The 12495-nt window shown below is 65.6% G+C and carries 14 protein-coding genes; 8 read left to right on the top strand and 6 right to left on the bottom strand.

Features of this window, described 5'->3' with window-relative positions; translation table 11 throughout:
- Nucleotides 1–128: 128 nt before the first annotated feature.
- A complete protein-coding gene (locus U5914_RS03750; protein ID WP_336134270.1) occupies nucleotides 129–521 on the bottom strand; it encodes a DUF5611 family protein in 393 nt (130 codons plus the stop codon).
- A 48-nt stretch (nucleotides 522–569) separates the two neighbouring features.
- A complete protein-coding gene (locus U5914_RS03755) occupies nucleotides 570–1328 on the bottom strand; it encodes a DUF7093 family protein (protein WP_336134271.1) in 759 nt (252 codons plus the stop codon).
- Nucleotides 1329–1443: 115 nt separating this feature from the next.
- Here U5914_RS03755 and U5914_RS03760 point away from each other — a divergent pair, with 115 nt between their 5' ends.
- Both U5914_RS03760 and ygfZ read left to right on the top strand, forming a co-directional pair.
- Nucleotides 1444–1752: a DUF6432 family protein gene (locus U5914_RS03760; RefSeq protein ID WP_336134273.1), complete on the top strand. Its 309-nt coding sequence runs from the start codon at nucleotides 1444–1446 to the stop codon at nucleotides 1750–1752.
- Nucleotides 1753–1800: 48 nt separating this feature from the next.
- Nucleotides 1801–2883 carry a CAF17-like 4Fe-4S cluster assembly/insertion protein YgfZ gene (gene ygfZ / locus U5914_RS03765; RefSeq protein WP_336134275.1) on the top strand — a complete coding sequence of 361 codons (1083 nt, stop codon included), beginning with the start codon at nucleotides 1801–1803 and terminating at the stop codon, nucleotides 2881–2883.
- Here ygfZ and U5914_RS03770 read toward each other — a convergent pair whose 3' ends face one another.
- Complete coding sequence (locus U5914_RS03770; RefSeq protein WP_336134277.1) at nucleotides 2884–4728, bottom strand: ribosome biogenesis/translation initiation ATPase RLI; 1845 nt, start codon at nucleotides 4726–4728, stop codon at nucleotides 2884–2886.
- Nucleotides 4728–5045 carry an EMC6-like membrane protein gene (locus tag U5914_RS03775; protein WP_336134278.1) on the bottom strand — a complete coding sequence of 106 codons (318 nt, stop codon included), beginning with the start codon at nucleotides 5043–5045 and terminating at the stop codon, nucleotides 4728–4730. The genes U5914_RS03770 and U5914_RS03775 overlap by 1 nt, the downstream gene beginning before the upstream one ends.
- A gap of 115 nt (nucleotides 5046–5160) precedes the next feature.
- Between U5914_RS03775 and U5914_RS03780 the strand changes: the two genes are divergently transcribed.
- On the top strand, nucleotides 5161–5442 hold the full coding sequence (locus tag U5914_RS03780) for a helix-turn-helix domain-containing protein (protein ID WP_336134279.1): 282 nt from the start codon (nucleotides 5161–5163) through the stop codon (nucleotides 5440–5442).
- A 601-nt stretch (nucleotides 5443–6043) separates the two neighbouring features.
- Here U5914_RS03780 and U5914_RS03785 read toward each other — a convergent pair.
- The gene (locus tag U5914_RS03785) at nucleotides 6044–7894 is read right to left on the bottom strand and encodes a PINc/VapC family ATPase (RefSeq protein WP_336134280.1); all 1851 of its coding nucleotides are present in this window, start codon (nucleotides 7892–7894) and stop codon (nucleotides 6044–6046) included.
- A 100-nt stretch (nucleotides 7895–7994) separates the two neighbouring features.
- Here U5914_RS03785 and U5914_RS03790 point away from each other — a divergent pair, with 100 nt between their 5' ends.
- Together U5914_RS03790 and U5914_RS03795 are read left to right on the top strand one after the other, a co-directional pair.
- Complete coding sequence (locus tag U5914_RS03790) at nucleotides 7995–9077, top strand: M20 family metallopeptidase (protein ID WP_336134281.1); 1083 nt, start codon at nucleotides 7995–7997, stop codon at nucleotides 9075–9077.
- Between the two features lie 63 nt (nucleotides 9078–9140).
- Nucleotides 9141–10646 (top strand): carboxypeptidase M32, encoded by a 1506-nt coding sequence (locus U5914_RS03795; RefSeq protein WP_336134283.1) that lies wholly within the window; start codon nucleotides 9141–9143, stop codon nucleotides 10644–10646.
- A 25-nt stretch (nucleotides 10647–10671) separates the two neighbouring features.
- Here the strand turns inward: U5914_RS03795 and U5914_RS03800 are convergent, their stop codons facing one another.
- Nucleotides 10672–11130: a PaaI family thioesterase gene (locus tag U5914_RS03800; protein WP_336134285.1), complete on the bottom strand. Its 459-nt coding sequence runs from the start codon at nucleotides 11128–11130 to the stop codon at nucleotides 10672–10674.
- A 115-nt stretch (nucleotides 11131–11245) separates the two neighbouring features.
- Between U5914_RS03800 and U5914_RS03805 the strand changes: the two genes are divergently transcribed.
- The 3 genes from U5914_RS03805 (at nucleotide 11246) to U5914_RS03815 (ending at nucleotide 12471) form a co-directional block, all read left to right on the top strand.
- Nucleotides 11246–11548, top strand: a complete 303-nt coding sequence (locus U5914_RS03805) for a WNWW family protein (protein ID WP_336134287.1) — start codon at nucleotides 11246–11248, stop codon at nucleotides 11546–11548.
- A gap of 69 nt (nucleotides 11549–11617) precedes the next feature.
- The gene (locus tag U5914_RS03810) at nucleotides 11618–11788 is read left to right on the top strand and encodes a DUF5786 family protein (RefSeq protein ID WP_178290204.1); all 171 of its coding nucleotides are present in this window, start codon (nucleotides 11618–11620) and stop codon (nucleotides 11786–11788) included.
- Between the two features lie 173 nt (nucleotides 11789–11961).
- Entirely contained in the window at nucleotides 11962–12471 is a 510-nt protein-coding gene (locus U5914_RS03815; protein WP_336134290.1) for a universal stress protein, read from the top strand.
- Nucleotides 12472–12495: the final 24 nt, after the last annotated feature.

Consider the following 12495-nt stretch of genomic DNA (forward strand, 5'->3'; position numbering starts at 1 on the left):
GCTCGAATCTTCTATAACCGCGAGTTACGGCAAGAATTGCTTACCGTGGGAGGAAAGCGCACACGGTGCTGTGGGTTGCAAGCACGACTGTTCGGGTCGCGCTCCGAAGAAGAACCGGGACTCGTGATTTAAACGTTGTCGGGGGTTTCGGCGTCGTCCTCGACGGCGCGTTTCATGGACTCGCGGCGTGCCTTGGCGTCTCGGCCCGTGCAGTCGAGCAGGAAGTCGTTTTTCGCGTTGTTGGCGTCCTCGGCCGCGTCGACGTCGCCGGTTTCCATGAGGTCTTCGAGGTCACGCTCGACGAAATCGACGGCGAGTTTGTCCTTCTTGCCGGAGTATTCGACGGCACCGGCGACGACCTTCTCGAAGACGGGGTTGTCGGGGTCGCCGACGACGTGGAGGTCGCTGCCGTTGAACTCCTCTGTACCCGTAATCTCGCCGAACGTTTCCTCGATTTTCGCTTCGAGGTCGGGGACTCGTTCTTCGAGGTACTCCCCACGACGCATCTTGTACTCTTCCATGGGCGTCCTATCGTGAGCCGACGGTATACCGTTTTCGAGGTGGGAGGACTACTCGCCGTCCTCGACCAGCCACGCCCCACACTCGGGACAGGGGTCGCCGTCGCGATACGACGATTCCGCATCGACCGTGAAATCACACGCCGGACAGACGATGGTTCCTTCGGGGACCGTGATGCCGGCCAGTCGGTCCTCGTCGCTTGCCGACTCGGATTCGACGGCCGACGCCGGGTCGGCGTCGGCGCCCGCCGCGTCGCCGTCCTCGGGGTCGGTCGCCGGCTCGTGAGCGGCCACCACGTCCTCGTCGTCGGGCCACTCGCCGGGGTCGCGTTCCGGTTCGTCGTCGTCGGTCAGGATCTCGGCGTCCTCCTCCTCGGGGTCGCGGTCCTCGATGGCCGGTTCCTCTTCCTCGTCCGGGCTCTCGGCGAGTTCGTCGACCGCGGCCGCGGCCGCGGCGTCGGCGTCGGTCCCGTCGGCTTCCTCGTCGTCGAGGACCTCGGCGTCTTCCTCGCCCATGCTTCGGTCGACGACGCCGTCGAAGGCACTGCCCTCGCTCCCGCCCTCGGGGCTATCGGCACCAGCGCCGCCGTCGATATCGGCCGTCGTCGCGCCCTCGTCGATGTCTACCTCCTCGGAGTCGACGACGGCTGTGACTTCGGTCGTCTCCGAAACGACGCGCTCCTTGCCACAGCGCGTACACTCCTCTATCTCGCGGACGGTCGTGACGACCTCGCTGCCCTGCTCTTGGCGCTCCGTTTCGGTTCCGGTCGGCTCGAAGGCGTGGCCGAGTATCGAACATTTGAGTCCCATTGGGGGAGTGTGCCCGTGTGGAGGGCATAAAGGTTGATACGGACGGGTGTCGACCCATCGGCGAGCGGTCTCGCCGCGGCGAACGGTTAAGACGCACCCGGGCCAAGGCCGTCGTATGCAGGCAAAGCGGGAGTACCGGGACCGCGACGAGGCCGAGGTCGCGGTGCTCGATGCGCTCGTCGACCGAAGCGAGGAGGGGATGACGGTCTTCGAACTCCGCTCGGGCGTCGACGTCGACATCGATATCGACGACCTCGAAACCGCGCTCGCGGACCTCAAGGAGGCGGGCCTCATCGACGTCGAAAACGACGACGAGGCGATGCGCATCTACCCCGACGACCGCGTCGTTCCCGAACCGACCAACGACGACGACGAGGACGGCCCCTCGATTCTCGACCGACTCCGCGAGAAACTCGGGTTCTGACGCCCGAATTCGCGGCTGTTTTACCGCGCCGCCGCCTTTCGTCCCACAATGACTGTCGTCGAGGACATCCACGCTGCCCACGACGCGACGTTCACCGAGCGCGGCGGGCGACGCGTCGCCGCCCACTACGGCCGTCCCGAGCGCGTTCACCGCGCGGTCCGGAACGTCGTCGGCGTTATGGAGATGGGCTACGGCGTCGTCGAAGTCACCGGCGACGACCGCGTCGAGTTTGTCGACAACGCCGTCACGAACCGGGTCCCCGCCGCGGACGGGCAGGGCGTCTACGCCCTCCTCCTCGACCCGCAGGGCGCCATCGAGACCGATATCTACGTCTACAACGCCGGCGAGAAACTGCTCTGTTTCACGCCGCCCCAGCAGGCCGAATCGTTGGCCGACGAGTGGGCCGAAAAGACGTTCATTCAGGACGTCGAGGTCCGCGTCGCCACCGACGATTTCGGCGTCTTCGGCGTCCACGGTCCGAAGGCCACCGAGAAGATAGCCTCGGTGCTCACGGGCCCGGGGTCGCCCGACGAACCCCTTTCCTTCGTCCGTGGCACCCTCGGCGACTGGGGCGTCACCGTCGTCCGTACCGACGACCTCACCGGCGAGGAGGGCTACGAGGTCATCTGTGCGGCCGAGGACGCCGAAGACGTCTTCGACGCGCTCATCAACCACGGCCTCAACGCCGCGCCCTTCGGCTACGAGACCTACGAGAACCTGACGCTGGAGGCCGGCACGCCGCTTTTCGACACGGAACTCGAAGGCAACGTCCCGAACGTCCTCGGCCTCCGGAACGCGCTGGACTTCGAAAAAGGGTGTTACGTCGGCCAGGAGGTCGTCTCCAAGATCGAAAATCAGGGTCGCCCCTCCCGACAACTGGTCGGCCTCCGTCCCGAGGCGGTCCCCGAGGCCGGCGCCGCCGTCTTCGACGGCGATAGCCACGTCGGTGAAATCACGCGCGCGAGCGACTGCCCCACTATCGACGGCCCAGCGGCGCTCGCGCTGGTGGAGTTCGGTCTCGATAGCGAGGAACTCACGACGCGCGTGGACGGCGAAGAAATCGACGCCGAGGTCGCCGAACTGCCCTTCGTCGAGGGGTCGGCACAGTCGCGGCGACTGCCGCAGTACTGATTACTCCTCGTCGGTGTCGGTCGGGGCGTAGTAGTATTCGCCCTGCTTCTTCTGCTCGCGGTCCTTCTGTGACCCGGGCTTGTTGATGCGCGGTCGGCCGGTCCGCTCGTCGCGGCGGAAGGTGACATCGAGGTTCGAGAGGAACGTGTTCATCCCCTCGCGCATGCCCATCGGCCGGCCGGCGTGGCCGTGTTCGGCGGGCGTCCCCTCGAAGACCTGCAGGCGGTCGGCCAGCAGGTCGATCATGTAGATGTCGTGGTCGATGACCATCGCCGTCTTGTCGTGGGTTTCGGTGTAGCGCCGAATCGCACGCGTCGCGAGGACGCGCTGTTCGACGTCGAGGTGGGCGGAGGGTTCGTCCAGCAGGTAGAGGTCGGCGTCCTTCGAGAGACACGCCGCGATGGCGACCCGCTGGCGCTCGCCGCCGGAGAGGTCCGGCAGGTTCTGCTCCATGATGCGCTCCAACTGGAGCGGCTGGGCGATTTCGGTGTTCCAGTAAGAGGTGCCGAAATCGTCCGTGATGGACCGCAAAAAGGAGTCGACCCGCATCGGCTGGTCGATTTCGACGTACTGCGGTTTATACGAGATGTCGAGGTCGGCGTCGAAGGCACCCTCCTCGGGTTCGAGGCGGCCGGCGAGTATCTTCGCGAAGGTCGACTTCCCGATGCCGTTGGGGCCGACGATGCCCAGCACCTCGTTGTTCCGAATCTCGCCGCCGTCGATGTCGAGGTTGAACTCGCCGTCCCCGTAGGTCTTGGTCATGTCGGGGTACTCGACGAGGGTGTCACCGCGCGTCGCCGTCCGGGGGGCGTGTTCCTCGAACTCGATGGCCTCCGGACGGATGCGCATGTTCTCGTTTTCGAGGTAGCCCTCGAGGTACTGGTTGATGCCGCCCTTCGTGGACTTCGGCGGCGTGATGACACCGAAGGCGCCGGGCTCACCGTAGGCGACGTGGAGGGCGTCGGCCAGCAGGTCCAGCACCGCGAGGTCGTGTTCGACGACCAGCATCGAGCGGCCCTCCTCGGAGAGTTCCTGAATCAGCCGTGCGGCCGTCACGCGCTGGCCGATGTCGAGATACGGCGTGATTTCGTCGAGGAAGTAGAAGTCGGCGTCCCGGACGACCGTCGCCGCGATGGCGACCCGCTGGAGTTCGCCGCCCGACAGCGTGTCGATGGGCTGGTCGACGACGGGTTCGATACCGAGCCGTTCGACGATTTCGTCGGCGACGCCGCGTTCGTCGACGCCGTCGAGCAGTTCCTGTGTCTTGCCGTCGAACTGCTCGGGAATCTTGTCGACGTATTGCGGTTTGCGGGCGACGGTCACGTCGCCCTCCCGGAGGTCTTCGAGGTAATCCTGCAGGGCCGTCCCGCGGTACTCGTCGAGGACGGTCTCCCAGCTCGGCTCGTCGTTAAAATCGCCGAGGTTCGGCGTGATTTCGCCGGCCAAGATACGAACGGCCGTCGTCTTCCCGATGCCGTTCGGTCCGAGAATACCCGTGACCCGACCCTCCTGTGGGGCCGGCAGGCCGTACAGCGAGAAGGCGTTCTCGCCGTAGCGGTGGGTCGGCTCCTCCTCGAGTTCCTGCGGGAGATTGATGATCTCGATGGCGTCGAACGGGCACTTCTCGACGCAGATACCGCAGGTTTCGCCCAGACACAGCTCCTCGGAGATGGATATCTGGTCGGGGCCGCCCGCATACAGGTCGTCGTCATCGTAGCGTTCCTCGCGAGTGACGATACACTCCTCGCCGGTCCGGTTCGGGGGGCAGTAGTTCGCACACTCGTAGTTACACCGGTCCGGCTGACACCGGTCGAGGTCGACGACGGCGATGCTGTCGTCCGCCATCAGAGGCTCGCTCCGGTTTCGAGCAGGATTGCCCAGCAGACGAACCAGAGCGCGAAGGTCATGAACGCCACGTACAGGTAATCCTTCGCGCCGAAATCCTCGATGTCGAGCTCGAGGCCCGCCATCTCCAGTACCCGCAGCAGGGGGAACTGGACGATGATGGCGGCCGCGAGGACGTAGACGCCGAGCGTATCGCTCGCGCCGCTGGCCACCATCGACGAGACGACGGCGGCGACGACACCAGCGAGACACGCGACCGCGGTGACGGTCACACCACGGACATGCGCTGCTCGACGTTCGGCCGTATCCGTTGCCATGTTCATGCGTCCGCGAGCCGTCGTCAAAAGCCGTTCGTTCCCGTGACGTCGAATTCCTCGATTCTCGGACTCTCCTCAATCTTTATACGGTTGGATACCGTTCATTTCGGTACAGATGGCCGATTCTGACGGGGAAGAACTTACCGACCTTCCGCCCAGCGCGAAGCTCGTGTACAAGGTGCTTGAGTACAACGGGCCGATGACCCAGAAGGACATCGTCGAGGAGTCCATGCTCTCGGCTCGAACGGTCCGCTACGCGCTCGAACGGCTCGAAGACATCGAAATCGTCTCCGAGGACGTCTACTTCGCCGACGCACGACAGAACCTCTACGAGCTCGAAACCCCCGTAGAGGCCGCCGCCGACGGCGGGACGGATGCCGCCTGTTGTGACGACTAACACCCACTTTTTGCACGGCCGCTCGCCACCGGCGAGCGGCCGGCAAAAACGTGGGGAAAATATGCGCGCCTCCTTCCTGCCGCGAGCCGAAGGCTCGCGTTAGTCAGTCGGCGCTACGGCGACTCGCTTCGCTCGTCGCCGAGAACCGCTTCGAGGGGGTTCTTCGAACCCCCTCTCGCGGATGCTTTTATATATTGAATGGCCTGCGCTACGTCGCGTAGTAGTTAGTGTCCGACTGAGAGACTACGAGGCCGGCGTACATCAACCAACTGAACCAACCGTTTTATAGCATCCGCCGAGTAGGGCGTTTGAAAAACGCCCCCGAGGCGGTTCCCGCTGGCGACCGATAGCGAGACGCGACCGTAGGGAGCGTCTCGAAAAGGCGAACGGCGAACGAAGTGAGCCGTGAGCCAAGGGAGCCAGCGTAGCGCGCACGGACTGACGCGAGCCGAAGGCTCGCAGAAGGAGCGGGTTGCGGGCTCTGCCCGCAACCGCATGGACGTGACGGCGGAGCCGTCACGCAGCGCGCATATTTCCCCCACGTTTTTGCCTGACCGAGCGCGCCGGAGGCGCGCGAGGGAAGTGCAAAAAGTGGCTGCGTCTACTGCGGAACCACGGTGATCTGCTTGCCGCGGTCGATGGCGGCTTCGAGTTCGTCGGCGATGGCCGAGCCACGGGAGACCTGAATCTCGCCGCCGCGGGAGACGGTGGCGGTAAAGAGGTACTCGCCGTCGGCCTGCACCTCGACGGTGTCGCCGTGATAGTCGTCCAGCGGGATGATGACGTGGCGACTGGTCACGTCGGGGGTGACGATGTCGCCCTGCTGGCCACCGGAGGCACCGCTTGTGGTGCCGGACTTGCCGCCGGGGCGCTCGTCGAAGGTCTTGACGTCGATATCGATGCCGAGGCGGTCCTCGATCTGGTTGATGCGGCCGCCGCCCTTGCCGATGACATACGAGATGTCGTCGTCCTCGACGTAGACGACGGCGGTGTTGCTGCCTTTGAGTTCGACGTCGACGTGGCCGTTGGCGACCGAGCGGACCTCCCGCTCGATTTCCTGTTTCGCGACGCGTTCGACGCCGGTTTCGCTGCCTTCCTCGCCTTCGGCACCTTCCAGCGGGACGGTGACGACCTGCCGGTTGAAGGTGTAGATTTCGTAGGCGGGTTCGCCGGTCTCCCAGTCCTCGATGACGATGACGGGGCGGGCGAGGTCCTCCTCGACGAGGCCGTGGGGGACCTTCACCTCGGTCGTCACGTCGTAGACGGTGTGGACGTCGCCCTCCTCGATGTAGACGACGGTGTCGACGACCTGCGGAATCATGCCGAGTTCGACCCGGCCGACGAGGCGCTGGAGGGCGTCGATGGCGCGGGTGGCGTGGACGACGCCGATCATGCCGACGCCGGCCAGTCGCATGTCCGCGAAGGTCTCGAAGTCCGAGGTCTTGCGGACCTCGTCGTAGATGGTGTAGTCCGGCCGGACCATCAGCAGGGAGTCGGCGGTGTTCTCCATCGACCCGCCCAGTTCGGTGTACTGGGTAATCTCGGGACCGACCTGCAGGTCACGGGGCTTTTCCATCGTCTTGACGGCGAAGCCCTCGTCGTTGAGGAACTCGGCGACGGCCTGTGCGAACGTCGATTTTCCGGCGCCGGGTGCACCCGAGATGAGGACGCCGCGCTGGTGTTCGGTGAAGCGCTCGCGCAGGTCGTCGGCGTGCTCGTAGTCGTCGAGGTCGGTCTTGACGATGGGACGGACGGCGGTAATCTCGATGGCGTCCGCGAAGGGCGGTTCGGCGACGGCGATACGCATGTCCTCGATTTGGGCGATGGTCATGCCCGGATGGGAGAGTTCGATGAAGCCGTCGTTCGAGGACCGTGCGGTGTCGATGATGTCGTTGGCGTAGGTGCGCATCTCCTCCTCGGTCAGGGCCTCCCCGCCGATTTTCTCGTAGGCCATGTCGCCGATTGCGCCGCGTTTGGCCATCGGCCGGACGCCGGTCTTGAGGTGGACCGACATCGTCTTCTCGTCGAAGTAGGACTTGATGGCGAGTTCGGTCTCGTCCTCGGTTCGGGGTTCGACGTAGTCGACGTCCAGTCCTTTCGCGCGGGCGACCTCGGCCTGCACGACGTCGCTGGTCAGCAGAATCGCGCCGTGTTCCTCGGCGAGGTCCCGAATGAGGGCGTCGATTTCGCCCTCCTCGGCCTCCCGCTTCTCGACTGCTTCGGGCCGTCGGCCGACGTACTCGACCGTAATCGTCCCCTCGTCGGCGAGGTCGGCGAGTCGCTGTAGCTCTTCGAGGCCGTCCCAGCCGCTGTCGCGGCCGGCGTTGGCCTGTGCCTCCAGTTCACCGACGACCGCCTCCGCGATGTATACGGTGCCGCTAAAGCCGTCGGCATCGACGCGTTCCGACACGCGGCCGTCGATGACCGCGCTCGTGTCCGGCAGAATCTCCATATCAGAACTGGGTCCCGAACGCGTATAAAAACCGTGATGGGCGTGCGAACAGCCGTCATGCGACCACGAGTCTCAAGTCGCTGGCTGTCGACGCGCCGGTATGTCCCTCGCCGAGTTGACCCGCGACCTCGTCGCCATCCCCAGCCACGACGAGGAACGCGAGGCGGGCGCTTTCGTCGCTGACTGGCTCCGCGAGCATACTGATGCCGCCGTCGTCCACACCGATGCGGGAAACGTCATCGCCCGGCGGAACGAGGGTGCCGACACCTCGCTGGCACTGGTCGGCCACCACGACGTGGTGCCGCCGGACGACGACCAGACCGACGCCGATGGCTACGTCGTCACCGAACGTGACGGACGCCTCTACGGCCGCGGCGCCGCCGACATGAAGGGCAGTCTCGCCGCGGCGATGGTCGCCTTTCGCGATGCGGCCCCCGACTGTGAACTCGTCTTCGCCTCCTTCGCGGGCGAGGAGCAGGGCGGCGTCGGCTGCCGGGCCGCCATCGAGAACGGCTTCGCGCCGGATTACGCCATCGTCGGCGAGGGGTCGACGGGCTATTCGGCGGAGGGGGCCACCGACGTGGCCGTCGCCCACAAGGGCCGTCGCGGGGCGACGGTCACCGCCGAGGGCGAGGCCGCCCACGCCAGCGAACCCGAGGCCGGCGAGAACGCCATCTACCGGGCGGCAGACGCCGTCGATATCGTTCGTCACTTGCCGGCGCCCGATACGAGCGTGCTCGGCCACGAACTCTCCGGAAGCGTCGTCGTCACCGAAATCGAGGGCGGCAGCGGCTGGAACGTCATCCCCGAGGCCTGCGAGTTCACCGTCGACGAACGGACCGTTCCCGGCGAGCGGGCGGAGTTAGAGCAGGTCGAATCCGTCCCCGGCGTCTCGCTGGCCATCGACCAGGACCTGCCGCCGATGGCCTGCGACGACGCCGACTTCGCCGGGGCGGTGATGGAGGCCGCCGACGCCGCACAGGACGCCACGCCAGAGCAGGTCGTCAAACCCCATGCCACCGACGCCGGCTGGCTGGCCAACCGCGCGGGAACGACCTGTGTCGTCTGTGGCGCCGCCGAACCCGGCGAGGCACATACTGCGAGCGAGAGCGTCTCCCTCGACGTCGTCGAGCGGTGTGCGGACATCTATCGGCACGTCGCCGAGCGCGCGCCGTCGTGGTAGGCGCCCCGGGACTGCCTATCCTGCTTCCGTGACTTGATGTTTTCGCGGCACTCAGTATCGCCCATGGCAACCGACCAATCGTCGGTCCCCGAGGCCTACGACGACTTGCTCGAACAGTACGGGCGAGCGACGTACCTCGGCGACGCGAACATGGTCCTCTCGTGGGACCAGGAAGTGATGATGCCCGAGGGCGGCACGCCCGCCCGAGCGAAACAGCGCGGCGCCGTCTCCGCGGTCCAGCACGACCTGCTCGTTGACGACGACATGGGCGAGTGGCTGGACGAACTCGAAGCCGCCGACCTGCCCGCCGAGGAGTCGGCAGTCGTCCGCGAAATCCGTCGCCAGTACGAGCGGAAGGCCCGCGTGCCGACCGATCTCGTCGAGGAAATCAGCGAGGCCACCTCCGACGCCCACCCCGTCTGGCAGGAAGCCAGAGAGGAGGACGACTGGTCGACGTTCGCGCCGACCGTCGAGCGCCTGCTGGACCTCAAACGGGAGTACGCCAACCACATCGATTCCTCGGCGGACACCTACGAGGTTCTGTTCGCGGATTACGAGCCCTACATCGACCTCGACACCGCCGAGGAAATCCTCGAACAGCTCCGGGAGACGCTGGTGCCGCTCATCGACGAGGTCCGCGAGTCGGACGTCGACCTCTACGACGTCGAGGGGACCTACCCCGAGGACCAGCAACTCGGCCTCACTCGCGAGGCGCTGGAGACGCTGGGCTACGACTTCGAGCGCGGCCGTCTCGACACCGCGCCCCATCCGTTCTCCTCGGGCACGCAGTTCGACGCGCGCGTGACCACGCGCTTCGACGAATCGGACCCCCTCGATTCGCTCGGCTCGACCATCCACGAGTTCGGCCACGCCACCTACACGCAGGGGCTCCGCGATGATGCCTACGGCTCCCCGCTGGGCGAGCACCGCGGCCTGACCGTCCACGAATCCCAGTCGCGACTCTGGGAGAACCACGTCGGCCGCTCGCGTGCCTTCTGGGACTTCTTCGTCCCGCAGTTCAACGACCACCACGGCACCGACCTCACGCCGGAGCAGGCCTACGAGGCCGCCAATCAGGTCTACGAGGACAACCTCATCCGGGTCGAGGCCGACGAACTCACCTACCACCTCCACATCATCCTCCGGTTCGAAATCGAGCGTGACCTGCTGGCCGGCGACCTCGACGTCGAGGAAGTGCCGGCCGTCTGGAACGACAAGATGGAGGAGTACCTCGGCATCCGCCCCGAAACCGACGCCGAGGGCTGTCTGCAGGACATCCACTGGAGCCACGGCTCCTTCGGCTACTTCCCGACCTATTCGCTGGGCAGCGTCCTCGCGGCCCAACTCCACGCGGCCGCCGAAGACGACATCGACGACCTCGACGGCAAGGTCCGCGCCGGCGAGTTCGAGGACCTCCACACGTGGCTGACCGACAACGTCCACAGGCACGGCCAGCGCTACACGACCGACGACCTGATTCAGGAAGCCACTGGCGAGTCCTTCACCGCCGATTACTTCCTCGAGTACGCCGAGTCGAAGTTCGGCGACCTCTACGACCTCGACCGATAGAACGCTCTCCCATTTTTAAGCGACGTTAGCTTCGGAACAGCCGGTAGGCACCCATCCCGACGGCGACCTGTTTTTCCTCGCCGTCGGGCGTCTCGCTCATCACCTCGATATACGAGACGCCGACGCTGCCGCCGGCCCGGATGACCTCGGCGGTCGCCGTGAGGTCGCCGGTGGCCGGCCGGAGGTAGTTGACGTTGAGGTTGATGGTCGAGAGGTCGTCCTCCAGCGGGTCGGTGAGATAGGGCCGGAGGGCGATGCCGCCGACCACGTCGATGAGCGTCGAGGCGACGCCGCCCTGTATCGTCGGCGGGTCGGTCGGGTTGGTGAGTTTGTCGTCGAAGGGGATGGTCGCGACCAGCCGTCCGATGTCGAACTCCTCGACGGTAAAGCCGAGCCACGAGAGGAACTGGTGTTCGGATTCGAGGTACTCCTGCAGCATGGCGACGGCCTCGTCGGGCACGTCGTGTGGCTCTACGTCCGTCATGTGGCTTCGTGCCAACCGCGGCGGCTTGTATGCTGGGGTGGCCCCACCTCGTTTCGGGACCCCTGCTCCCCCGTCAACCCGTGGTCTCAAGTAATCGGGCCTTTTCATGGTATGTGTGAGCAAACCAGAACCCGGTTTCGATGCCGAGGCGCTCGCGGCGGGACTGGAGACGTTCGGCGGCGATTCCGAGGAGCGACGGGCGGTCGCTCGTCACGCCCGCGACCTCGCGGACAGCGGCCGCTACGAGGCCGACACCGACGTACCGCTGACGCCCGAGCACGTCGTCGTCCAGTTGGCCGACGCACCCGCGGGCGGCCCGGCCGAGCGATGGAACTGGTGGCTCGGCTCGCTGGAGTTCGCCTACGGGGGCTACGCCGAGTTCCAGTTGCGCCGCTGGGGCGCCGCTGGCCGGGAATAGCGCAAGGTACGGGCTCGGCCCGCGCCCATCCCGCCTGTTTTTCCGTGCGGAGCCTCTATTGTCGAGTGTATGGGCTTCGGAAGTTACGACGAATCCGAGCAGAAGGATCAGAACGTCGAGGCGGACGAGGACGCCGCGGTCAACGTCCACGAGAACGACCACGAGGGCGAGGTCGAATTCGAGTTCGAGGAAAGCGAGGAATCGCTCATCGACAAACTGCAGGACATGAAGGACGACTGACGGTCGTCTCGACAGGAACCACTGCTTCCCGTTCGTTTTCGCAGGCATGCAGCGGCGTCGAATAGTCGCTTCTCTCGACCAGTCTATCGACCCCACTGTCGCTCACCCGAGTCGAATCCCGGCCGCTGAGATTCGATGTCAGGGGTTTTGGCCTCGTGTGCCTACGTGTCCGTATGACGTTCGTGGTCCCGTTCGACGGGCAGGAACTCGCCGAGACCGCGCTCGTTCGTGCAAAGGAGTTCAACACCGTCCTGAACGAGCGGATAGTCGCAGTGTCGGTTATTCCGAAGGACAACCCCGAATACGCCAGAGTGCGGGGCTGGATTCGGAAAGGCGAACCGTTCGACCTCAAGACAATCGTCGCCAAACTCCACGAACAGGTGCTCGAACTGGCGCCCGAGGCCAACTTCAGACACACCGTCGTCAGTCGCTACGCGCCGACCGGAACGATAGCCTCCCAACTGCGCCGCCACGCCGAACAGGAGGACGCGTCGATGGTGTTCATCGGCAGCGAGAACGCCGGCCGCGTCGTCTCGACGGTGAGCAGCGTGGGGAACAACGTGGCGAGCGACGAGGACTACGACGTGGTCATCATCCGCAACCGGACGCCGTCGAAGATCGCCAAGATACGGAACAACTCGCCGCACCGGCGGCAGAAATCGGACTTCTACCTCCCCCGGTGATTCCTTCGGTGGCCCCGAACCGAC

The sequence above is a fragment of the Natronomonas amylolytica genome (assembly GCF_037031205.1).
Lineage (GTDB): Archaea > Halobacteriota > Halobacteria > Halobacteriales > Haloarculaceae > Natronomonas > Natronomonas amylolytica.